Source organism: Enterobacter cloacae complex sp. I3, from assembly GCF_014896175.1.
Lineage (GTDB): Bacteria > Pseudomonadota > Gammaproteobacteria > Enterobacterales > Enterobacteriaceae > Enterobacter > Enterobacter bugandensis.
This window is the reverse complement of sequence record NZ_JADBQZ010000008.1, coordinates 37,850-59,521: the sequence shown is the minus strand read 5'-3', so window position 1 is coordinate 59,521 and position 21,672 is coordinate 37,850. Positions and strand designations below refer to the sequence as shown.

At 55.2% G+C, this 21,672-nt stretch carries 20 protein-coding genes, 1 pseudogene and 1 other annotated feature; of the genes and pseudogenes, 5 read left to right on the top strand and 16 right to left on the bottom strand.

Annotation, left to right across the window (positions count from 1 at the left end):
* Nucleotide 1 precedes the first annotated feature (1 nt).
* A pseudogene (locus IM271_RS20185) lies at nt 2-220 on the bottom strand (DUF2575 domain-containing protein).
* A 101-nt stretch (nt 221-321) separates the two neighbouring features.
* On the opposite strand from IM271_RS20185, the gene rpsT reads away from it, so the two are divergent.
* Nucleotides 322-585, top strand: a complete 264-nt coding sequence (gene rpsT / locus IM271_RS07835; protein ID WP_003856458.1) for a 30S ribosomal protein S20 — start codon at nt 322-324, stop codon at nt 583-585.
* A gap of 57 nt (nt 586-642) precedes the next feature.
* Here rpsT and nhaR read toward each other — a convergent pair whose 3' ends face one another.
* From nhaR to dnaK, 4 genes are all read right to left on the bottom strand, one after another.
* The gene (gene nhaR / locus IM271_RS07830) at nt 643-1,542 is read right to left on the bottom strand and encodes a transcriptional activator NhaR (RefSeq protein WP_028015467.1); all 900 of its coding nucleotides are present in this window, start codon (nt 1,540-1,542) and stop codon (nt 643-645) included.
* A gap of 58 nt (nt 1,543-1,600) precedes the next feature.
* Nucleotides 1,601-2,776 (bottom strand): Na+/H+ antiporter NhaA, encoded by a 1,176-nt coding sequence (gene nhaA / locus IM271_RS07825; protein WP_041911268.1) that lies wholly within the window; start codon nt 2,774-2,776, stop codon nt 1,601-1,603.
* Nucleotides 2,777-2,945: 169 nt separating this feature from the next.
* Nucleotides 2,946-4,091, bottom strand: coding sequence for a molecular chaperone DnaJ (gene dnaJ, locus IM271_RS07820; RefSeq protein WP_008502040.1), 1,146 nt, complete (start codon nt 4,089-4,091; stop codon nt 2,946-2,948).
* Between the two features lie 87 nt (nt 4,092-4,178).
* On the bottom strand, nt 4,179-6,092 hold the full coding sequence (gene dnaK / locus IM271_RS07815) for a molecular chaperone DnaK (RefSeq protein WP_028015465.1): 1,914 nt from the start codon (nt 6,090-6,092) through the stop codon (nt 4,179-4,181).
* A 297-nt stretch (nt 6,093-6,389) separates the two neighbouring features.
* Between dnaK and satP the strand changes: the two genes are divergently transcribed.
* On the top strand, nt 6,390-6,956 hold the full coding sequence (gene satP, locus IM271_RS07810) for an acetate uptake transporter (protein WP_192971595.1): 567 nt from the start codon (nt 6,390-6,392) through the stop codon (nt 6,954-6,956).
* On the opposite strand, the gene IM271_RS07805 is transcribed toward satP, so the two are convergent.
* The 3 genes from IM271_RS07805 to tal all read right to left on the bottom strand — a co-directional run bounded on the left by IM271_RS07805 (nt 6,933) and on the right by tal (nt 10,028).
* A complete protein-coding gene (locus tag IM271_RS07805; RefSeq protein WP_193052416.1) occupies nt 6,933-8,255 on the bottom strand; it encodes an MFS transporter in 1,323 nt (440 codons plus the stop codon). The genes satP and IM271_RS07805 overlap by 24 nt on opposite strands.
* A gap of 121 nt (nt 8,256-8,376) precedes the next feature.
* On the bottom strand, nt 8,377-8,964 hold the full coding sequence (gene mog, locus IM271_RS07800; protein ID WP_048999023.1) for a molybdopterin adenylyltransferase: 588 nt from the start codon (nt 8,962-8,964) through the stop codon (nt 8,377-8,379).
* Nucleotides 8,965-9,074: 110 nt separating this feature from the next.
* Nucleotides 9,075-10,028: a transaldolase gene (gene tal, locus IM271_RS07795; protein WP_003856481.1), complete on the bottom strand. Its 954-nt coding sequence runs from the start codon at nt 10,026-10,028 to the stop codon at nt 9,075-9,077.
* Nucleotides 10,029-10,290: 262 nt separating this feature from the next.
* Between tal and IM271_RS07790 the strand changes: the two genes are divergently transcribed.
* A complete protein-coding gene (locus tag IM271_RS07790) occupies nt 10,291-11,721 on the top strand; it encodes a sodium:alanine symporter family protein (RefSeq protein ID WP_193052415.1) in 1,431 nt (476 codons plus the stop codon).
* A gap of 66 nt (nt 11,722-11,787) precedes the next feature.
* The gene (yaaA, locus tag IM271_RS07785) at nt 11,788-12,561 is read left to right on the top strand and encodes a peroxide stress protein YaaA (protein WP_028015460.1); all 774 of its coding nucleotides are present in this window, start codon (nt 11,788-11,790) and stop codon (nt 12,559-12,561) included.
* Between the two features lie 32 nt (nt 12,562-12,593).
* Here yaaA and IM271_RS07780 read toward each other — a convergent pair whose 3' ends face one another.
* The 7 genes from IM271_RS07780 to yjjY form a co-directional block, all read right to left on the bottom strand.
* Nucleotides 12,594-12,887 carry a DUF2502 domain-containing protein gene (locus IM271_RS07780; protein ID WP_028015459.1) on the bottom strand — a complete coding sequence of 98 codons (294 nt, stop codon included), beginning with the start codon at nt 12,885-12,887 and terminating at the stop codon, nt 12,594-12,596.
* A gap of 248 nt (nt 12,888-13,135) precedes the next feature.
* Nucleotides 13,136-14,422, bottom strand: a complete 1,287-nt coding sequence (gene thrC, locus IM271_RS07775; protein ID WP_045259424.1) for a threonine synthase — start codon at nt 14,420-14,422, stop codon at nt 13,136-13,138.
* A 3-nt stretch (nt 14,423-14,425) separates the two neighbouring features.
* Nucleotides 14,426-15,355: a homoserine kinase gene (gene thrB, locus IM271_RS07770; protein WP_041911275.1), complete on the bottom strand. Its 930-nt coding sequence runs from the start codon at nt 15,353-15,355 to the stop codon at nt 14,426-14,428.
* Between the two features lies 1 nt (nt 15,356).
* On the bottom strand, nt 15,357-17,819 hold the full coding sequence (gene thrA / locus IM271_RS07765; RefSeq protein ID WP_193052414.1) for a bifunctional aspartate kinase/homoserine dehydrogenase I: 2,463 nt from the start codon (nt 17,817-17,819) through the stop codon (nt 15,357-15,359).
* Nucleotides 17,820-17,843: 24 nt separating this feature from the next.
* Nucleotides 17,844-17,961: a sequence feature (Thr leader region), on the bottom strand.
* Nucleotides 17,900-17,968: a thr operon leader peptide gene (gene thrL, locus IM271_RS07760; protein ID WP_015572623.1), complete on the bottom strand. Its 69-nt coding sequence runs from the start codon at nt 17,966-17,968 to the stop codon at nt 17,900-17,902. (Overlaps the previous feature by 62 nt.)
* A 211-nt stretch (nt 17,969-18,179) precedes the next feature.
* Complete coding sequence (locus tag IM271_RS07755; RefSeq protein WP_045259421.1) at nt 18,180-18,866, bottom strand: tRNA/rRNA methyltransferase; 687 nt, start codon at nt 18,864-18,866, stop codon at nt 18,180-18,182.
* A gap of 399 nt (nt 18,867-19,265) precedes the next feature.
* Nucleotides 19,266-19,406 carry a protein YjjY gene (yjjY, locus tag IM271_RS07750; RefSeq protein ID WP_085928893.1) on the bottom strand — a complete coding sequence of 47 codons (141 nt, stop codon included), beginning with the start codon at nt 19,404-19,406 and terminating at the stop codon, nt 19,266-19,268.
* Nucleotides 19,407-19,501: 95 nt separating this feature from the next.
* On the opposite strand from yjjY, the gene arcA reads away from it, so the two are divergent.
* Entirely contained in the window at nt 19,502-20,218 is a 717-nt protein-coding gene (gene arcA / locus IM271_RS07745) for a two-component system response regulator ArcA (RefSeq protein ID WP_003856501.1), read from the top strand.
* Nucleotides 20,219-20,264: 46 nt separating this feature from the next.
* Here the strand turns inward: arcA and creD are convergent, their stop codons facing one another.
* Complete coding sequence (creD, locus tag IM271_RS07740; protein ID WP_193052413.1) at nt 20,265-21,617, bottom strand: cell envelope integrity protein CreD; 1,353 nt, start codon at nt 21,615-21,617, stop codon at nt 20,265-20,267.
* Nucleotides 21,618-21,672: the final 55 nt, after the last annotated feature.

Sequence of the window (21,672 nt, the reverse complement as noted above, 5' to 3'; positions counted from 1 at the left end):
CTCAAAACAGTGAAAATCGCCAAAGTATACCTTGTACAGCGGTTAAGGTTAACCGGCGATTGTTCGCGCAAAACAGAAAGCCGTAATGATTTCATCAGGCTGACCTTTCACAGCGAAAAAATCTGCCCGTGAACTGCGATTTTTACGCCGAAAGGCTGTATTCACGAAAGACAAGCTGGTAGAATCCTGCGCCATCACTACGTAACGTAGCGTCGCTAATTAACGGCGCTTATTTGCACAAATCCATTGACAAAAGAAGGCAAAGAGGGCATATTCCTCGGCCTTTGAATTGTCCACATAGAACATATTTGGGAGTTGGACTTGGCTAATATCAAATCAGCTAAGAAACGTGCCGTTCAGTCTGAAAAGGCTCGTAAGCACAACGCAAGCCGTCGCTCTATGATGCGTACTTTCATCAAGAAAGTATACGCAGCAATCGAAGCTGGCGACAAAGCTGCAGCGCAGAACGCATTTAACGAAATGCAACCAATCGTGGATCGTCAGGCTGCTAAAGGTCTGATCCACAAAAACAAAGCAGCGCGTCATAAAGCAAACCTGACCGCGCAGATCAACAAACTGGCTTAATCGCTACTTGTTGTTGCTTGTTTAAAGAACCCGCTTAACGCGGGTTTTTTTATGTCTTCAGAATGCCGGTGGCGTAAACAGCGCCGAGTAGTCACGGTTGCAGATTCGCTGCACCGCCGGGTGTTGAATCATCCTTTCGGCGAATATGGCATGGTACTCCTCCATCACGTTATCTACTCTGCCAATCTCCGTAATCTTATCGTCTGAATAGAGATCGTGCGCGTAGAGCGTTGGCGCCACGAAGATCGCATTATGCGCTTCGCCAAAGGCCTTCATCAGCGCCGCATCGTCGAACTCACCGAGGATCTCCACGTTCAGCCCCTGCGAATTAAACCAGTTCAGCAGCTTGCGTCCCAGCATGGAACGCCTGCCCGGCACCAGCAGGCGACGCTCTTCCAGACAGGCCGGGAAAGGTTTCTCCGGCGGTGGATTGATGCACCAGAAGCTGACGCCGCATTCGCCAATTTTCACCGAGAACAGCCCCTCCTGCTGCGTGGAGTCGATGGGGCAATCCGAGATAATCATGTCCAGCTTGTGCTGGCTCAGCTGCTCCAGCAGCATCTCGTGTGTGGATTCAAAGCAGCGCAGATGGATTTGTTCATCCTCTACCACAGCGGCATCCAGCACGCCGCTTACCAGCCGTTTGGACAGTGCATCCGCCACCCCCACGTCAAAGAGCAGGTTCGACTCTTTGCGGTAGTTGACGATATCCAGCATCTCCTGGCTCAGGGTAAACATTTTGTCCGCATAGCGGAAAACCAGTTCACCCAGTTCGCTGGGCTCAATCCCACGGCCCTTGCGCTTGAAGAGCTTACCCTGCAGCCGTTCTTCAAGGGCCTTGATTTGCCCGGTGATGGTTTGCGGCGTCAGGTAAAGCGCCTCTGCAGCCCCCACGACCGAGCCCTGTTTGTAAACGTGCCAGAAGTAGTAAAGATGGTTGTAATTCAAATGAGGCATCGCGTCTTCGCTCCCTGAGTGTGTATCGGGAGAAGAGTGACCTTCTCCCGGTGTTCCGTTATGCCTGGACGGCCTGTCCGGACAACTTCACCTTCAACAAAGTATACCCAATCACTGCCGCCAGTAATGACCCGATGAGAATGCCGAGCTTCGCCCAGACGATGAGCTCTGGCGCGTTTGCACCAAACGCCAGCGTCGAGATAAAGATCGACATGGTGAATCCAATACCGCACAGTATGCCGACGGCCATGATCTGACTAAAGGTTGTACCGTTCGGCAACGATGCCAGCTTCATCTTCAGCGCCAACCAGCAGAAGAGGCTGATCCCCAGCGGCTTACCGATAAACAGCCCGGCAATAATGCCCAGCGGCAGGACAGACGTCAGCCCGTCCAGCGTGACCCCCTGCAGGGAAACGCCCGCGTTGGCAAACGCAAACAGCGGCAGGATCATAAAGGCGACCCACGGGTGCAGCACGTGTTCCAGCTGTTTAGCGGGTGACTTACCGTCCTGCGGCTTAAGCGGCACGAAGAAGCCCACAATCACGCCGGCCAGCGTGGCGTGCACGCCGGATTTCAGCACTGCCGTCCACAGCACCATCCCCACCAGGATATAGATACCGATGCGGCGAACGTTGAAGATGTTCAGCACCGCCAACACCGCAATCGCCCCTGCGGCTACGCTCAGGGACAGGATCGACAGATCGCTGGTGTAGAACAGCGCGATAATCACAATGGCGCCCAGGTCATCAATGATCGCCAGCGCCATCAGGAAGATTTTCAGCGCAACCGGCACGCGGCTGCCGAGCAGAGCTAAGACACCGAGCGCAAAGGCGATATCCGTTGCGGCCGGGATCGCCCAGCCGTCACGCGCGACAGGATCCTGCCAGGTAAATGCGAGAAAGAGCAGCGCTGGAACGACCATCCCACCGAGCGCGGCAATAACCGGGAACGCCGCACGCTGGCGGCTGGCTAGCGAACCTAGCACCAGCTCGCGCTTAACCTCAAGACCAACGAGCAGGAAGAACACCGCCATTAGCGCATCGTTGATCCACAGCAGCATGTTCTTGTTAATTTCCAGCGCCCCGACCTTCAGCTCGACGGGCGTTTCCAGAAATGCGTGATAGAGATCGCGGGTCATGCCCAGGTTAGCCAGCACCATCGCGGCGGCCGCGGCAATAATCAGGATCACACCACCGGACGCCTCACTGCTAAAGAAACGGTGTAGTAATTTCATTTTTGTTCTCTCTTTTACAACGATACCTCGATAAAACCATAATACCAAGCCAAATAGCTCGGCAAAAACAGATTAATATTGGGTATAGACTCAGTTTTACCGATCTATAACTGCAAAAAAAAGCCCGGAATCGCTTCCGGGCTTTTTGAAGTTAGACACAGCTAACGAATTAGCGGGTCAAATCATCGAAGAATTTTTTGACGCCATCAAAGAAGCTTTTGGAGCGCGGGCTGTTTTTCTCACCCGTTGGGCCGCCAAAGCTCTCCTGAAGCTCTTTCAACAGCTGTTTCTGCTTGTCGTTCAGGCCAACCGGCGTTTCCACGACGACGCGGCACAGAAGGTCGCCCTGCGCACCACCGCGAACGGATTTCACGCCTTTGCCGCGCATGCGGAACAGCTTGCCGGTCTGGGTTTCACCAGGGATTTTCAGATTGACGCGACCGTCCAGCGTCGGCACTTCGATTTCACCGCCGAGAGCCGCCATCGCGAAGTTGATCGGCACTTCACAGTACAGGTTATTGCCTTCACGCTCGAAGATGGCGTGCTGCTTCACCTGAACCTGAACGTACAGATCGCCTGCCGGCGCGCCGTGCTCGCCTGCTTCGCCCTCACCCGCCAGACGGATGCGGTCGCCCGTATCAACGCCAGCCGGGATCTTAACGGACAGGGTTTTGGTTTTCTCAACGCGACCGTGGCCGTGACACTTGGTGCACGGATCTTTAATCAGCGTACCGCGACCGTGACAGTGCGGACAGGCCTGCTGTACCGCGAAGAAGCCCTGGCGCATCTGTACCTGGCCGGAGCCATGACAGGTTGGACAGGTCTGTGGCTGGGTACCCGCTTTCGCGCCGCTGCCGTGGCAAACGTCACACTCTTCCAGCGTCGGGATACGGATCTCTTTCGTGACGCCACGAACGGCCTCTTCAAGAGTGAGATCCATGTTGTAGCGCAGGTCTGCGCCGCGCGCTGCGCGCTGACGACCACGACCGCCGCCAAAGATATCGCCGAACACGTCACCAAAGATGTCGCTGAAATCCGCACCGCCGCCAAAGCCGCCGCCACCGAATCCACCGCCGCCCATGCCGCCCTGTTCAAAGGCCGCGTGGCCGTACTGGTCATAGGCCGCACGTTTTTGTGCATCGGTCAGGACTTCGTAGGCTTCTTTGATCTCTTTAAATTTTGCTTCAGCCTCTTTGTCACCCTGGTTACGGTCCGGGTGGAATTTCATGGCCAGGCGCTTATACGCCTTTTTGATTTCACGCTCTTCCGCAGTTTTCGGAACGCCTAAAATCTCGTAATAGTCTTGCTTTGCCATTGGTTTTTTTAAGCCCCTTAACATGCGAGCACGGGCGTGGAGAGTTCTCCTACGCCCGTGCCGATTAATTACCCTGCATCAGGGCGATTATTTTTTGTCTTTAACTTCTTCGAACTCAGCGTCGACAACGTCGTCGTCTTTCGCGTTGTTCGCAGAAGCGTCAGCGCCTGCCTGCTGCTGTGCATGCTGCTGCTGAGCGATTTCCATCAGCTTCTGGGAAGCCTGTGCCAGCTCCTGCATCTTCGCTTCGATATCCGCTTTGTCTTCGCCTTTCAGAGACGTTTCAAGCGCGGTCAGTGCAGCTTCGATAGCAGTTTTGTCTTCCGCTGGCAGTTTATCGCCCGCTTCTTCAACCTGCTTACGGGTGCTGTGCAGCAGATGGTCACCCTGGTTACGGGTCTGAACCAGCTCTTCGAACTTACGGTCGGATTCCGCGTTAGCTTCGGCATCGCGAACCATTTTTTCGATTTCCGCTTCATTCAGGCCAGAAGATGCCTTGATGGTGATCTTCTGCTCTTTACCGCTGTTTTTGTCTTTCGCAGACACGTGCAGGATACCGTCAGCATCGATGTCGAAGGTAACTTCGATTTGCGGCATGCCGCGCGGTGCCGGGTTGATGCCATCCAGGTTAAACTGACCCAGAGACTTGTTATCAGACGCACGCTTACGCTCACCCTGCAGCACATGGATGGTTACCGCAGACTGGTTGTCTTCAGCGGTAGAGAACACCTGGCTGTGCTTGGTTGGGATGGTGGTGTTTTTGTTGATGAGCGCAGTCATCACGCCACCCATGGTTTCGATACCCAGAGACAGCGGGGTAACGTCCAGCAGCAGTACGTCTTTCACTTCACCGGTCAATACACCACCCTGAACCGCCGCACCGATAGCTACCGCTTCGTCCGGGTTCACGTCTTTACGTGGCTCTTTACCAAAGAATTCAGCCACTTTCTTCTGAACCATTGGCATACGGGTCTGACCACCCACCAGGATAACGTCCTGGATGTCAGATACGGACAGGCCAGCATCCTGCAGTGCAACTTTCAGCGGCTCGATAGAACGGTTCACCAGGTCTTCTACCAGGCTTTCCAGTTTCGCACGGGTCACTTTGATGTTCATGTGTTTAGGACCGGTCGCGTCTGCGGTGATGTACGGCAGGTTCACGTCGGTCTGCTGAGCAGAAGACAGTTCGATCTTCGCTTTCTCAGCGGCTTCTTTCAGGCGCTGCATCGCCAGCGGGTCGTTACGCAGGTCAATGCCCTGATCTTTCTTGAACTCGTCAACGAGGTAGTTGATCAGACGGGTATCGAAGTCTTCACCACCCAGGTGGGTATCACCGTTGGTTGCCAGAACTTCGAAGGTTTTTTCGCCGTCAACTTCGTCGATTTCGATAATAGAGATATCGAAGGTACCACCACCCAAGTCGTAAACCGCGATAGTACGGTTGCCGACTTCTTTATCCAGACCGTAAGCCAGTGCAGCCGCGGTTGGTTCGTTGATGATACGTTTTACTTCCAAACCTGCGATACGGCCAGCATCTTTGGTTGCCTGACGCTGAGCATCGTTGAAGTAGGCAGGTACGGTGATAACAGCTTCAGTTACCGGCTCACCCAGGTAATCTTCAGCGGTTTTCTTCATTTTTTTCAGCACTTCAGCAGAGATCTGCGGTGGTGCCGTTTTGGTGCCTTTCACATCAAGCCACGCATCGCCATTATCTGCTGCGATGATTTTGTAAGGCATGATAGAAACGTCACGCTGAACTTCTTCGTCCTGGAAGCGGCGGCCAATCAGGCGTTTGATCGCAAACAGGGTGTTTTGCGGGTTTGTCACTGCCTGACGTTTAGCCGGCTGACCAACCAGAGTTTCACCATCCTGGGTATAAGCAATGATAGAAGGCGTGGTGCGATCGCCCTCGGCGTTCTCCAGCACGCGTGCAGTAGTGCCGTCCATAATCGCTACACAAGAGTTGGTAGTACCCAGGTCGATACCAATAATTTTACCCATCTAAACGTCTCCACTAAAAATTCAGTCAACATGTGGTTGTGTACCTGTAATAAGGGCAGAACGTGCTTTTTCAACTGCCCAGATTTGATTTTTTTCAGGTCCACACACTGCGGTTGACTACAAGATGGGGTCGCGACGGCATCCATCAAGGGGCAAGCATAAAAAAAATTTTAATTTCACCCTGATGAGATCATAGACGGCGTCGATACCGCCCATTATGATGCCGCGCCCCGTCAGGGAGTATTGACGCGGGTTTAACCATTTCACCATTTTAATGATGATTTTTTTTGAGGACTTATGGGCAACACTAAGTTGGCTAATCCGGCTCCGCTGGGCCTGATGGGTTTTGGCATGACCACCATTCTGCTGAACCTGCACAACATCGGGATGTTCCCGATGGACGGCGTAATCCTGGCGATGGGCATTTTTTACGGCGGTATCGCGCAAATCTTCGCGGGCCTGCTGGAATATAAGAAAGGCAACACCTTCGGCTTAACCGCCTTCACCTCTTACGGCTCGTTCTGGCTGACCCTGGTCGCCATCCTGCTGATGCCTAAAATGGGCCTGGCAGACGCGGCAAACGCCCACTTCCTGGGCGTCTATCTGGGCCTGTGGGGCGTCTTTACCCTGTTCATGTTCTTCGGCACCCTGAAAGGCAACCGCGCGCTGCAGTTCGTCTTCATGAGCCTGACCGTGCTGTTCGCCCTGCTGGCAATTGGCCACCTGGCGGATAACGAAGGCATCGTTCACGTAGCAGGCTGGATTGGCCTGGTGTGCGGCGCAAGCGCTATCTACCTGGCAATGGGTGAAGTGCTGAACGAACAGTTTGACCGCACCATTTTACCTATTGGTGAAAAACACTGATCCCTCTGTCGTGCCCGCCTCGCGGGCACGATATTCCCCCGCCTGTCGAAGCCAAACGCCTAATCCCAGCCCCATTAGCGAGAGCGCGAGTACATACCAGGCAGGCGCCATCGGCGACACCCCCATCATCACCGTGACCACTATCGGCGTCAGCCCGCCGAAAATGGCATACGCGACGTTATAAGAGAACGATATCCCGGTGAAGCGAACCTCCGGCGGGAAGGCGCGCACCATGACGTAAGGCACAGCCCCCACGACGCCCACGCACAGTCCGACCACGCCGTACAGCAGGAACAGCTGTTCATGATGGCTGCCCGCAAGATGGTAAAACGCCCAGCTCGACGCGGCCAGCAGCAGGCTGCCGACAATAAAGGTCAGGCTGGCACCGAAACGATCCGCCGCCAGCCCGGCGGCCAGACAGCCAAAGCAGAGCATGATTGTCGCAATACTGTTTGCCTGTAAGGTCACGGCAGGGGCGAAACCGTACTGTTTCTGCAGCCACACCGGCGACATCAAAATCACCACCACGATGCCCGCCGACAGCAGCCAGGTGAGCAGCATCGACACCACCACCGCTTTTTTATGACGCACCACAACGGCTTTGACCGGCAACTCCTGCGCCAGCGCTTTACGCTGCTGCATTTCGAGGAAAATCGGCGTCTCCTGCAGCCAGCGGCGCAGGTACATTGCCACCAGGCCAAACGCCCCGCCCAGCAGGAACGGAATACGCCAGCCCCAGTCGTGCACGGCCTGCTGCGTCATGCTGGTGTTGACTATCGTCGCCACTACCGACCCCAACAGGATCCCGACGGTCAGCCCCGCCGTTAACGTTCCGCAGGCGATCCCGATGCGGCGGGCAGGAACGTGCTCCGCCACAAACACCCAGGCCCCCGGCACTTCCCCGCCGATGGCCGCGCCCTGAAGAATGCGCATCAGCAGCAGCAATAGCGGGGCGAGAATGCCCATGGAGGCATAGGTGGGCAGCAGCCCGATCGCCAGCGTCGGCACCGCCATCAGCAGGATGCTCAGGGTAAACATCTTCTTACGCCCGACAAGATCGCCAAAGTGGGCCATGACGATGCCGCCCAGCGGACGTGCCAGATACCCGGCAGCAAAGATGCCGAAGGTTTGCACCTGACGCAGCCATTCTGGAATATCCGCCGGGAAGAAGAGCGCCCCCACTACGGCGGCGAAGAAGACAAAGATGATGAAGTCGTAAAACTCCAGCGCGCCACCTAAGGCGGCGAGCGTAAGCGTTTTGTAGTCCTGTCGATTCAGAGGTCGGGTGTTATGTGACATAGCGAACCATTGTGCATGTGTTGTGGATTATTTTTACAGCAATCGTAAAGAAAAAATTACTATATCGTAAATCCATTTACACGCTACTGCGGCTGGCGCTAATGTCACATTTTAGTAAATTTCAGGAGATTGTCTCGCGGCGTGCGCTTTTAGGACGAAATGCTACTACCACTTTGTCGTCAGTTTCCACGTACGGCCCGTCAAGCAACTGTATACAATACGGTACACTTGCAAATATGCCGTGCACGATGACGCGACCGTCCTCGGCTTTTAATCCTTCCAGCGTCTCTTTGATCGACTTTGGCTGCCCCGGCAGGTTCAGTATCAGCGCCTGTTTGCGGATCACCCCCACCTGGCGGGAAAGGATTGCCGTCGGGACAAAGTGTAGACTGATCTGGCGCATCTGTTCGCCGAAGCCCGGCATTTCACGATCGGCGATAGCCAGCGTCGCGTCCGGCGTCACATCACGACGCGCGGGGCCGGTTCCACCCGTGGTGAGCACAAGGTGACAGCTCATCTCATCCACCAGCTCGCACAGGGTCTGCTCAATGATCGGCTGTTCGTCGGGGATAAGGCGAGTCTGGATCTCAAACGGGGTGGTCAGCGCGCTTGCCAGCCACTCTTCCAGAGCGGGGATGCCTTTATCCTGGTAAACGCCGCTGGAGGCGCGGTCAGAAATCGACACTAAGCCGATGCGTAAGGTATTCATATTCATTCCATTCAAAAAGTACTGATTAAAGGGAATGATACACGCAGAGGGAAAATTCAGACAGAGGACAGAAGAAGACGCGTGACCGGGAGCCCGGTCACGCAGAATGATTACAGCAGGTCGCCGATCATTTTTTCCAGTTTTTCCTGGTCGATAGCAAACTTACGGATACCGTCCGCCAGTTTGTCTACAGCCATTGGATCCTGGTTGTGCTGCCACAGGAACTCAGATTCGGTGATGCGCTCCGGACGCGCCTTCACTTCGCCGGTGTAAGACAGCTTACGCTCGATAGCACCTTCGCTTTCTGCCAGCTCTTTCAGCAGCGCAGGGGCGATGGTCAGACGGTCACAGCCAGCCAGCTCAATGATTTCGCCCACGTTACGGAAGCTTGCACCCATAACCACGGTCTCATAGCCATGCTGTTTGTAGTATTCGTAGATTTCAGTCACGGAAATCACGCCTGGATCTTCAGACGCTGCGTACTCTTTCTTGTCGGTGTTGGCTTTGTACCAGTCCAGAATACGGCCCACGAACGGAGAAATGAGATACACGCCTGCTTCCGCACATGCACGCGCCTGCGCGAAGGAGAACAGCAGGGTCAGGTTACAGTTGATGCCTTCTTTTTCCAGCTGCTCGGCAGCGCGAATGCCCTGCCAGGTCGACGCCAGTTTGATCAGGATACGGTCGTTGCTGATGCCCGCATCGTTGTACAGTTTGATCAGGCGTTTTGCTTTCGCGATTGACGCTTCGGTGTCGTAGGAGAGACGTGCATCCACTTCGGTAGAGATACGGCCCGGAACCAGCTTCAGGATTTCCAGACCGATGTTCACTGCCAGTTTATCGGTAGCATCCACAACCTGCTGCGCACGGTCATTGCTCTGTGCTTTCGCCCAGGTCACAGCCTCGTCAATCAGTTTGCGATACTCAGGGATCTGTGCGGCGTTAAGGATCAGAGAAGGGTTAGTTGTGGCATCCTGCGGCTGGTACAGCTTCATTGCCGCGATATCTCCGGTGTCAGCTACGACAGTGGTGAACTGACGAAGGGAGGTCAATTTATCCGTCATGATAGTGTTTCTCTTTTAACGTGCCCTGGATAATTCACGCTACCGACAGCATGCCTGCAGCGGAAAAATGACAGGTTTACTTGTTAGGGGGATGTAACCGGTCTGCCCTGATGATAACACGACGGAGGGGTAGCGCAACCGCAGACAGTGCGCTTAGGCAGAGTATGATAAACTCAAAATATTAACAGGCTGCTAAGCAACAGCATGCCCAATCAGTGGTAGCGCTTACATATTCACGTTGGCATCAACAAGAGGGACGTTAATGCCTGATTTCCTTTTCTTTATTAACGAAGTCCTCTGGGGTTCGATAATGATCTACCTGCTTCTGGGAGCAGGTATCTGGTTTACGCTACGCAGTGGGTTTATCCAGTTTCGCTATATTCGCAAGTTTGGCAGAAGTCTGAAAAACAGCGTCACGCCCCAGCCGGGCGGATTAACATCGTTTCAGGCGCTGTGTACCAGCCTGGCTGCCCGCCTCGGTAGCGGAAACCTGGCGGGCGTTGCGCTGGCCATCAGCGCCGGTGGGCCAGGCGCGGTGTTCTGGATGTGGGTCACGGCGCTTCTCGGAATGGCTACCTCTTTTGCCGAAAGTTCGCTGGCGCAACTCTACAAAGAGAAAGACAGAAACGGGCAGTTTCGCGGCGGTCCGGCCTGGTATATGGCGCGTGGCTTAGGAATGCGCTGGATGGGCGTTCTGTTCTCGCTTTTTTTACTGCTCGCGTACGGTCTAATTTTTAATACCGTGCAGTCAAACTCCGTCGCCCATGCCCTGCGCTATACCTTCTCCTGCCCGGAGTGGATCACTGGCATCGGTTTAGCCCTCTTTGTTTTGTTCACCATTTCTGCCGGCCTGAAAGGCGTTGCCCGCCTGATGCAGTGGCTGGTTCCCATCATGGCGCTGCTCTGGGTTGCCGCGAGCCTGGTCGTCGCTGCGCTGCATGCCGACCAGGTTCCGGACGTGATTGCGACCATCTTTAAAAGCGCCTTTGGCTGGCGTGAGGTGGCGTCAGGCGCGCTGGGCTACACCCTGAGCCAGGCGCTGATGGCAGGTTTTCAGCGAGGCATGTTCTCCAATGAAGCCGGGATGGGCTCCACTCCCAACGCCGCCGCGGCCGCCTCTTCCTGGCCGCCGCACCCGGCAGCGCAGGGTATCGTGCAGATGATAGGCGTGTTTATGGATACCGTTATTATCTGTTCCGCCAGCGCCATGATCCTCCTGCTGGCCGGTCCAGTGGCGCATGACTCGGATATCGACGGAATACAGCTTCTCCAGCAGGCGCTGGTGAATCTGACCGGCGGCTGGGGTTCGGGATTTGTCTCGCTCATTCTGATACTGTTCGCCTTCAGTTCGATTGTGGTGAATTACCTGTACGCCGAAAATAACCTTATCTTCCTGAAATACGACTCTCGTCCTGCCATCTTCTTGCTTCGCCTGGGCGTAGTACTGATGGTGATCGCGGGCTCCCTTCTGAATATGCCGCTGGTCTGGCAGCTGGCGGATGTCATTATGGCGCTAATGGCAATCACTAACCTGACGGCGATCCTGCTGCTCTCGCCCGTTGTGAACCTTATTGCCAGGGATTATCTTCGCCAGCGCAAGCTGGGCGTTCCCCCGGTATTTGATGCCGCACGCTATCCCGAAATTCAGTCACAGCTTGCCCCCGGCACCTGGGATGATTTGCCCCGGCGATAACAGCTATCGATCAATTCAGGGCGATTTTTTGTTAAAGTCGCTCTAAATTTCCTGCAAGGACTGGATATGCTGATTCTGATTTCACCTGCAAAAACGCTCGACTACCAGAGCCCGCTCGCTACCGAGCGTTATACCCAGCCAGAACTGCTGGACTATTCGCAACAGCTGATCCGCGAAGCGCGCAAGCTCTCTGCGCCGCAAATCGCCTCGCTGATGAGCATCAGCGACAAGCTGGCAGACCTGAACGCGACCCGGTTCCACGAGTGGCACCCGGATTTCACCCCCGCTAACGCGCGCCAGGCGATCCTGGCGTTTAAGGGCGATGTTTACACCGGCCTGCAGGCGGAAGATTTTAGCGAAGCCGACTTTGATTTTGCCCAGCAGCATCTGCGCATGCTGTCGGGCCTGTATGGCGTACTGCGCCCGCTGGATCTGATGCAGCCATATCGTCTGGAGATGGGGATTCGCCTGGAAAACGCCAAAGGCAAAGACCTTTACCATTTCTGGGGCGACATCATCACCGACAAGCTGAACGCGGCGCTGCATGCTCAGGGTGATAACGTGGTGGTCAACCTGGCATCCGATGAGTACTACAAGTCGGTGAAGCCGAAAAAGCTGAACGCGGAGATCGTTAAGCCGGTCTTCCTTGATGAGAAGAACGGCAAGTTCAAGGTCATCAGCTTCTATGCGAAAAAAGCGCGTGGCCTGATGAGCCGCTATATCATTCAGAACCGCCTGACGAAGCCGGAGCAGTTAACGGGATTCAACACCGACGGCTATTTCTTTGACGAGGCGTCGTCAGGGAAAGGTGAGCTGGTATTTAAGCGCCACGAGCAGTAAAACTAAACCCCGCCATCTGGCGGGGTTTTGCGTTAATGGTGCTTCCAGTCCGGGCCCGGACGGTGGTCGTCGTGATGATGGTCGTGTCGGTCATCACGATCGCGATGCTCGTCATGCGGACGCCAGTGGTTATCGCGCCAGTCATAATGCGCCTTCCACCAGTCGTGGTCGCGCCAGCGGCCGCCATCCCAGTAATGCCCGCTATTGTCCCGATCGCCAATCTGCAGTTTTACCGCAGGTACGAGAGTAATTTCAGATGCCTGTACCGCCATGGGGGCGACCAGCACCAGAGAAAGCGCGATGAGTGCAGGTTTTAGTGTAGACACAGGTGACTCCTTATTCTTCTTGCCCAACGTGGGCCGATGTAAGGAGAGTACGCGAGGGGAACGGTGGATGTTATTCTCTGCAATCCTAAACGCTAAGTGACCGCATTTATTGGGAATTTCTGCTTTTTTCCTGCAATTTTTCTCCTTAATTTCTTCATAAAAAAGCCGGGTGGCGCTGCGCTTACCCGGCCTACGGCCGTCTCGTCGTTGTAGGCCCGGTAAGGCGTAGCCGCCACCGGGCAACAAAATCACGCGCGCGTCATCATCAGATTCCGCAGTGCCGCGAAATCCGCCGGCAGCTCATGAGACAGCAGCGGCAGGTCGGCGCGCTCGGCCAGCTCTTTTGGCAGCGGCAGCGTTTCGCCCAGAATATCTTCCACGCTCTCTTTGAACTTCGCCGGATGCGCGGTGCCCAGGAACAGGCCATATTCACCCGGGTTAAGCTGGTCGCGCAGCGCGCGGTACGCAATTGCCGCGTGCGGCTCAGAGGTGTAGCCCACCGCCTTCAGCTCGCGCATGGTGGCTTTGGTGGTTTCGTCCGTCACCGCAGCGTAGCCCAGGTCACCCAGACGCCACACCTTGCGGCGGAACAGCTCTTCCACGCGCGGCCAGTTGTTCGGCTGCGACACGTCCATGGCATTGGAGAGCGTCGCCTGCGTGGCGTTAGGCGCCCATTTGCCGTCTTTCAGGAAGCGCGGCACGGTATCGTTGGCGTTGGTGGCGGCGATAAAGCGTTTCACCGGCAGACCGAGAGATTTCGCCAGCAGCCCCGCCGTCAGGTCGCCGAAGTTGCCGCTTGGCACGGAAACTACCAGCTGATTGCGCGCTTCCTGCGGCAGCTGAGCCACCGCTTCGAAGTAGTAGCAGATCTGCGCCAGCAGGCGGCTGATGTTGATGGAGTTCGCCGAGTTCAGCCCCAGCGCGGCCTTCAGCTCTTCATCATCGAACGCCTGCTTGACCAGCGCCTGGCAGGCATCGAAATCGCCGTCGATCGCCACGGTTTCAATGTTGCCGCCGAGGGTGCAGAACAGTTTTTCCTGCAACGGGCTGATCTTGCCTTTCGGATAGAGGATCACCACGCGGACGTTTTTCAGGCCGTAGAACGCGTGTGCCACCGCCGCACCGGTATCACCGGAGGTCGCGGTCAGGATGGTCACCGGCTTGTCGCCGCTGATGTGGGTCAGCATCTGCGCCATAAAGCGGCCGCCGAAGTCTTTAAACGCCAGGGTCGGGCCGTGGAACAGCTCCAGACAACCGACGTCAGGCTCCACCTGCTTAACCGGAGCCGGGAAAGCAAACGCCGCACGCACGCGCTCTTCCAGCAACTCCTGCGGGATTTCATCGCCAATAAACGCAGACAGAATTTTGGTGCTGCGGGTGACAAAGTCCAGCTTCAGCAGCTCATCGATTTCGGTCAGCTGAAATTCCGGCAGGTCGTGCGGGAAAAACAGCCCCTGATTTTTGCCCAGCCCCTGAGTCACCGCCTGCGCGAAGCTGACCTGCTCGTTATGATCTTTAAGGTTGTAGAGTTTCATTCGTTATCCCAGTACTCGTGCGCCAGCCGTGTCCAGACGGCAAATATGAACAAAGCCTTCCTGATTTTGCAGGTAGTGTTTAGAGAGCCAGTCCGCCACGCGCTGCGCGGTGTCTGGCTTATCGCACAGGGCGAACAGCGTCGGGCCGGAGCCGGAGATGCCGCACGCCTGCGCGCCGATATCCATTGAAGCCTGTCGCGCCTCGTTAAAGCCAGGAAGCAGCTTCGTACGGTACGGCTCGGCAATGACGTCTTTCATCAGCTTCGCCGCCAGCTGCGGCTGACGGGTGTAGCAGGCGTGGATAAAGCCCGCCAGATGACGCCCGTGGGCGATACAGTCCTGGCGACGATACTGAGCAGGCAGGATCGCACGCGCTTCTGCGGTTGACACCTTGATGCCCGGATAGGCCAGCACCCACAGCCACTCGTCAAACCCTGGCACCTGCTGGCTGATGATGCCATTTTCTTCAATCATCAGCTGCATGCCGCCGAGGAAGCACGGCGCCACGTTATCGTAATGAATACTGCCGGAGATGCGCCCTTCCAGCTCGCCCATCAGCGCCAGCAGACGGCTGTTGTTCAGCGGCTTGCCGCAGTGCTCGTTCATCGCCACCAGCGCGGCGACAACCGAACACGCGCTGGAGCCCAGGCCCGAGCCAATCGGCATGCTTTTTTCCAGCGTCATGGCGACCGGCACGTTTTTGCCGATCTCCTGACAGAAGCGCTCCCAGCACTGATAAACGATATTCTCGCGTGGTTCAGGCGGCAGCTTACTGGCGAAACGGCCAACGTTATTCAGGCTGAAGCTTTCTGCCGCCTCAACCGTTACCGTATCGCCCAGCAGCGAACCATCCACCGGCGTCACCGCCGCACCCAGCACGTCAAATCCGACGCTCATATTGGCGCTGGAAGCCGGGGCATATACTTTAACCATCTTAAACTCCTAACTTCCATGACAGGGTACGCAGCAGGTCGGCAAACACGCCCGCCGCCGTTACATCATTCCCTGCGCCATAGCCGCGAAGCACCAGCGGCAATGGCTGATAATAGTGGCTGTAAAACGCGAGGGCGTTTTCGCCGTTTTTGACTTTATAAAGCGGGTCGTTACCATCCACTTCGGCAATCTTCACCCGGCATACGCCGTCCTCTTCAATGTTGCCAACATAGCGCAATACCTTACCTTCATCACGGGCTTTCGCAACGCGTGCGGCAAAGGCATCGTCAAGCTGAGGTAAATTCGCCATAAAGGTGCTGACATCGCCGCTGGTGTCAAACTCGGCTGGCAGCACCGGCTCAATAACGATATCCGAAAGCTCCAGCTCGCGGCCCGTTTCGCGCACCAGGATCAGCAGCTTGCGCGCCACGTCCATCCCGGAGAGATCGTCGCGCGGATCTGGCTCGGTGTAGCCCAGCTCGCGCGCGGCACGGGTGGCTTCCGACAGGCTCATCCCTTCATCCAGCTTGCCGAAGATAAACGACAGGGAGCCGGAGAGGATGCCGGAGAAACGCTGCAATTCGTCGCCCGCGTTCAGCAGGTTTTGCAGGTTCTCGATGACCGGCAGGCCGGCACCGACGTTGGTGTCGTACAGGAACTTGCGGCGCGACTTGCTCGCCGCCAGGCGCAGCTGGTGATAGTAATCCATCGACGAGGTGTTGGCCTTTTTGTTCGGCGTCACCACGTGGAAGCCTTCGCGCAGGAAGTCGGCGTACTGGTCGGCCACCGCCTGGTTCGAGGTACAGTCAACGATAACCGGGTTAAGCAGGTGATACTCTTTCACCAGACGGATCAGGCGCCCCAGGTTGAACGGCTCTTTCGCCTCTTCCAGCTCCGCCTGCCAGTTCTCCAGGTTCAGACCGTGAACGTTAGTAAGCAGCGCTTTCGAGTTCGCAATTCCGCAGACGCGCAGATCGATGTGCTTTTTCTTGAGCCACTCCTGCTGGCGCTTCACCTGCTCCAGCAGCGCACCGCCGACGCCGCCCACGCCAATCAGGAACAGCTCGATAACCTGATCGGTGTTGAACAGCATCTGGTGAACCACGCGCACGCCGGTAGTGGCGTCATCGTTATCCACCACCACGGAGATTGAACGCTCGGACGAGCCCTGGGCAATCGCCACGATGTTGATATTGGCCCGCGCCAGCGCGGCAAAGAATTTGGCGGAGATACCGCGCAGCGTGCGCATACCGTCGCCAACCACGGAAATCACCGCCAGGCGCTCCTGAATGGAGAGCGGCTCCAGCAGTTCCTCTTTCAGCTCCAGATAGAACTCTTCTTCCAGCGCGCGGCGGGCGCGCAGACAGTCGACCTGAGGCACGCAGAAGCTGATGCTGTATTCGGAAGAGGACTGGGTGATCAGCACCACTGAGATACCGTTGCGTGACATGGCCGCAAAAACGCGCGCCGCCATGCCGACCATCCCCTTCATCCCCGGACCGGAGACGCTGAACATTGCCATATTATTCAGGTTGGAAATGCCTTTCACCGGCAGACCATCTTCATCGCTGCTGGCACCAATCAGCGTGCCTGGCGCCTGCGGGTTACCGGTGTTTTTAATCAGGCATGGGATCTGGAACTGGGCAATGGGGGAGATGGTACGAGGGTGAAGCACTTTGGCGCCGAAGTAGGAAAGCTCCATCGCTTCCTGGTAGGACATCGACTTCAGCAGCCTGGCGTCCGGCACCTGGCGCGGATCGCAGGTATAGACGCCGTCGACGTCAGTCCAGATCTCACAGCAGTCAGCGCGTAAACAGGCGGCCAGCACGGCGGCAGAGTAGTCGGATCCGTTACGGCCCAGCACTACCAGTTCACCCTTCTCATTTCCTGCGGTAAAGCCTGCCATCAGGATCATATGGTCAGAGGGGATTTTGCTCGCGGCAATACGGCGGGTTGATTCGGCAATATCAACGGTAGATTCGAGGTAGTGGCCCGCTGCCAGCAATTTCTCAACCGGATTGATCACGGTAACGTTGTGGCCGCGCGCTTCCAGCACGCCCGCCATGATGGCGATGGAAAGTTTTTCGCCCCGGCAGATCAGCGCCGCGTTGACGCTGTCCGGGCACTGGCCCAGCAGGCTGATGCCGTGCAGCACATGTTTGATCTGAGCAAACTCCTGCTCAACGAAGGACTTCAGCTCCGCGAGCGGGAAACCAGGCTGTGCCTCTGCCAGCCCCTGCAGCAGCTCGGCGAAGATACGCTCGGCATCGCTGATGTTCGGGAGTGCATCCTGGCCACCGATGGTCTTTTCAATCATCGCCACCAGATGGTTTGTGATTTTTGCCGGGGCAGAGAGCACGGTCGCAACCTGCCCCTGCCTGGCGTTGCTCTCCAGGATATCGGCAACACGCAGAAAACGTTCTGCATTTGCCACTGATGTACCGCCGAACTTCAACACTCGCATGGTTCTACCTCGTTTCCTTTAGCCGAAAAAAAAGCCCGCACTGTTCAGGTGCGGGCTTTTTTCTGTTTTTCCTGTACGCGTCAGCCCGCATCGTTACCTGTGGTAATGATGATGGTTGTGGTAATGGTGGTGATGCTGATGCGTTTCATGGATGTTGTGTACTCTGTCATTATTATCTGTCTGTGCTGTATTCTTTTAGGGTTAAAGGATCGGGCACCTTAAGTCAATGAATTTTTAATTTGATCACAATTCCGCGGACGTTCACGTCACGCTGCGTGACGTTTTATTTTCATCCGAATCCCCCAGCCGCACCCCTCCACGACAGACCATTTCGCCATAGTAAAAACTTATGACAGCATTTTACTCGGCCAATTTTTTTTCAATATCGTGTAGCAAACGGTGCAACATGGCGGTGTCCCGCTGCTCAAGACGTCCAAGGCGCTGCTGTAGCCAGTCGGCCATTTTTTGATCGTCCGCAACGCCAAGGCTCGATAAAAGACGCTCTACCCGAGCACGAAGCGCGGCCAGCTGATTTTCATTGGCGGCTTCTGTCTGGGGTTGAGGGATTTGCATTAGGGAAGCTAATTGATAGCAATAGACCATTACCGCCTGGCCTAAATTCAGGGAAGGATAATCGGCTACCATCGGCGCACCGGTGAGAACGTCCGCCAGCTCAAGCTCTTCGTTGGTGAGCCCGGAATCTTCACGACCAAATACCAGCGCGGCTTTCTCAAGCCACTGGCTTTTCTCTTCCAGCATGGGCACCAGTTCAGCAGGCGTGGCGTAGTAGTGGAACTTCGCCCGGCTGCGTGCTGTGGTGGCAACGGTAAATGAAATGTCATGCAGCGCGTCGGCAAGCGTAGCGTAAGTCGTTATATTATCGAGAATATCCCCCGAACCGTGCGCCACCCAGCGGGCGGCAGGCTCCAGGTGCGCAGTGCTGTCCACAATACGTAAATCGGTAAAACCCATGGTCTTCATGGCACGCGCCGCAGCGCCTATATTTTCGGCTCTGGCTGGAGCGACCAGTACAATCGACAGATGCATTTATGCTCTCTTTTTAATCAGTTAGCGGAGAAAAGTGTGATGCACTTCAACATATTACGCAGCACGAATTTACAAATTTGCAACACAAATCACCGAAATAGCGTTTCATAACAAATTAAAGACGCTAAACTATTTTGTGTCTGAACAATCAGTTAGAATGTTAACAGAAGCCTATTATCCCTATGTTTTATAATGATAATGGCAACGTGAATACCCTGTTCTGATTGGATTCGCTTTGTTTATAAATCAATCTCCGCAACTAGTTGGTTTATTGAAAAATTGTGACAAAGGCTAGCATTCGGCTACGATGATTTCATCAAACTGTTAACGTGCTACAATTGAACTTGATATATGTCAACGAAGCGTAGTTTTATTGGGTGTCTGGTGTCACTTAGCCTGTTATGTTGCTGTTAAAATGGTTAGGATGACAGCCGTTTTTGACACTGTCGGGTCCAAAGGGAAAGTACCCAAGACCAAGCTAATGATGTTGTTGACGTTGATGGAAAGTGCATCAAGAACGCAATTACGTACTTTAGTCACGTTAAGCCGATCATGTTAATTTGCGACATGTATCAGGCAGGTCAGGGACTTTTGTACTTCCTGTTTCGATTTAGTTGGCAATTTAGGTAGCAAACATGCAGACCCCGCACATTCTTATCGTTGAAGACGAGTTGGTAACACGCAACACGTTAAAGAGCATTTTCGAAGCAGAAGGCTACGATGTCTTTGAAGCGACCGATGGCGCAGAGATGCATCAGATCCTTTCTGAAAATGATATCAACCTGGTGATCATGGATATCAACCTGCCGGGCAAAAACGGTCTTCTGCTGGCGCGCGAACTGCGTGAACAGGCGAACGTCGCGTTAATGTTCCTGACGGGCCGTGATAACGAAGTTGATAAAATTCTTGGCCTGGAGATCGGTGCGGATGACTACATCACCAAACCGTTCAACCCTCGCGAGTTAACCATTCGTGCACGCAACCTGCTGTCCCGCACCATGAACCTGGGCACGGTCAGCGAAGAGCGTCGTAGCGTCGACAGCTACAAATTCAACGGCTGGGAACTTGATATCAATAGCCGTTCGCTGATTAGCCCGAACGGTGAGCAGTATAAGCTGCCGCGCAGCGAATTCCGCGCGATGCTGCACTTCTGCGAAAATCCGGGCAAAATTCAGTCCCGTGCAGAACTGCTGAAGAAAATGACCGGTCGTGAGCTGAAGCCTCATGACCGTACCGTCGACGTGACCATTCGTCGTATTCGTAAGCATTTCGAATCGACGCCTGATACGCCGGAAATCATCGCCACCATCCACGGCGAAGGGTACCGTTTCTGCGGTGATCTGCAGGAATAATCCCGCAGTTAACGCATGAAAAAACGGCGCATTTGCGCCGTTTTTTTTATTTCCAGATCCGCATTGTGTCGTTATCAGGCTCTGCGGGCGGCGCAGGTCGCTTCGGCTGTGAAAGCGAATACCAGTCGAAATGACGAGTCAGGTACATGACGGCGAACAGCGCCAGCGCGAGAACCGCAGACCCCAACAGCAGTGCGCTATCCTCCGAGCGCAGCAGGAACCACATCACCACGTCCAGCCCCAGCAAAGCCAGCACAAACAGTCCGCTGCGCTTCCAGCTTTTCAGCACGGCCTGCAGGTACATTCCGTTCATCGCCGCACCAACCAAACTTGCAACTACCCAGGCTGGCGTAAACCCGACATGTTCTGATAGCGCCAACAGCACCAGATAGAACAGCACCAGCGACAGCCCCACCAGCAGATACTGCATCGGGTGCAGGCGCAGCCCGGTTAAGGTCTCGAAAACAAAGAAGGCCATAAACGTCAGCGCAATCAGCAAAATGGCGTACTTGATCGCCCGATCAGTCAGTTGATACTGATCGGCGGGCGTGGCTACCGTAACGCTGAAGGCGGGGATCGACTCCCATGACGGCGACTCGCTTCCGTTGAACCAGCTCTCAAGATTGTTCGCAAACCAGCTGCTCTGCCAGTTCGCCTGAAAACCGGCGTCACCAATTTTATGCTTCACCGGCAGATAATTACCCATAAAGCCAGGATGCGGCCAGTTGCTGTTCAGCGCCATTTCACTGCTACGTCCTACAGGTACCACGGCAAAACTTCCTGTCCCCGTCAGATTCAGCGAAATATCCATAGCAAACGTTTTTAATTCCAGCGCTTTGTCAGTCAGCGGGATATGGATACCGGGAAGCGCGCCATACACGCCTGTACCCGGCTCCACACTTAGCGTCTCGCCGTTGATACTGGAGACTTTCACCGTGCCAATGCCTCGAGCATCGCCCACGCCAACAACGATAAACGGCTGCCCCAGGGTCATCGACTCCCCTTTCAGCTGCGTCATTTTTTCCGTGTTGAACCGGGCTATTATATTGAGGTCGGTATTCCAGATCTGTCCGTCATAGATGCCGATATTTCGCGACTCAACGCGCTGGTTACCCTCAACGCGCAGAGACTCCGGCAGGATAAAATGCATATAGCTTTTCTTGTACTCGACTTTTTTCTCATCCTCTAACTTGTAAAAAACCTCGGTTACCGGGATCGCAATCAGCGGGCCGACCAATTTTTGCGGCCCGCTGGTGCTCTGGCGAAGCGTATTTTCGACATCGTTGCGGTAGCTTTCACGCTCTGAAATGAGGTTACTCACCATAAACAGTGGGACTAACAACAGCAGGATGCACCCCAGCAGGGTGCTTACTTTCCAGAACAGGGGGGATTTCATCATTACGTCTCCTTTGTGATGTGGAGAGCGTAACCAGGCTGTGTGGGGCCAGTTTGAA

What these genes read in the sequence shown, in the direction of transcription:
- IM271_RS07755 (WP_045259421.1), bottom strand. Translation starts at nt 18,866, where the DNA reads ATGCATCTGTCGATTGTACTGGTCGCTCCAGCCAGAGCCGAAAATATA.
- creD (WP_193052413.1), bottom strand. Translation starts at nt 21,617, where the DNA reads ATGATGAAATCCCCCCTGTTCTGGAAAGTAAGCACCCTGCTGGGGTGC.
- yaaA (WP_028015460.1), top strand. Translation starts at nt 11,788, where the DNA reads ATGCTGATTCTGATTTCACCTGCAAAAACGCTCGACTACCAGAGCCCG.
- thrB (WP_041911275.1), bottom strand. Translation starts at nt 15,355, where the DNA reads ATGGTTAAAGTATATGCCCCGGCTTCCAGCGCCAATATGAGCGTCGGA.
- IM271_RS07805 (WP_193052416.1), bottom strand. Translation starts at nt 8,255, where the DNA reads ATGTCACATAACACCCGACCTCTGAATCGACAGGACTACAAAACGCTT.
- thrC (WP_045259424.1), bottom strand. Translation starts at nt 14,422, where the DNA reads ATGAAACTCTACAACCTTAAAGATCATAACGAGCAGGTCAGCTTCGCG.
- arcA (WP_003856501.1), top strand. Translation starts at nt 19,502, where the DNA reads ATGCAGACCCCGCACATTCTTATCGTTGAAGACGAGTTGGTAACACGC.
- tal (WP_003856481.1), bottom strand. Translation starts at nt 10,028, where the DNA reads ATGACGGATAAATTGACCTCCCTTCGTCAGTTCACCACTGTCGTAGCT.
- dnaK (WP_028015465.1), bottom strand. Translation starts at nt 6,092, where the DNA reads ATGGGTAAAATTATTGGTATCGACCTGGGTACTACCAACTCTTGTGTA.
- satP (WP_192971595.1), top strand. Translation starts at nt 6,390, where the DNA reads ATGGGCAACACTAAGTTGGCTAATCCGGCTCCGCTGGGCCTGATGGGT.
- dnaJ (WP_008502040.1), bottom strand. Translation starts at nt 4,091, where the DNA reads ATGGCAAAGCAAGACTATTACGAGATTTTAGGCGTTCCGAAAACTGCG.
- mog (WP_048999023.1), bottom strand. Translation starts at nt 8,964, where the DNA reads ATGAATACCTTACGCATCGGCTTAGTGTCGATTTCTGACCGCGCCTCC.
- thrA (WP_193052414.1), bottom strand. Translation starts at nt 17,819, where the DNA reads ATGCGAGTGTTGAAGTTCGGCGGTACATCAGTGGCAAATGCAGAACGT.
- IM271_RS07790 (WP_193052415.1), top strand. Translation starts at nt 10,291, where the DNA reads ATGCCTGATTTCCTTTTCTTTATTAACGAAGTCCTCTGGGGTTCGATA.
- nhaR (WP_028015467.1), bottom strand. Translation starts at nt 1,542, where the DNA reads ATGCCTCATTTGAATTACAACCATCTTTACTACTTCTGGCACGTTTAC.
- nhaA (WP_041911268.1), bottom strand. Translation starts at nt 2,776, where the DNA reads ATGAAATTACTACACCGTTTCTTTAGCAGTGAGGCGTCCGGTGGTGTG.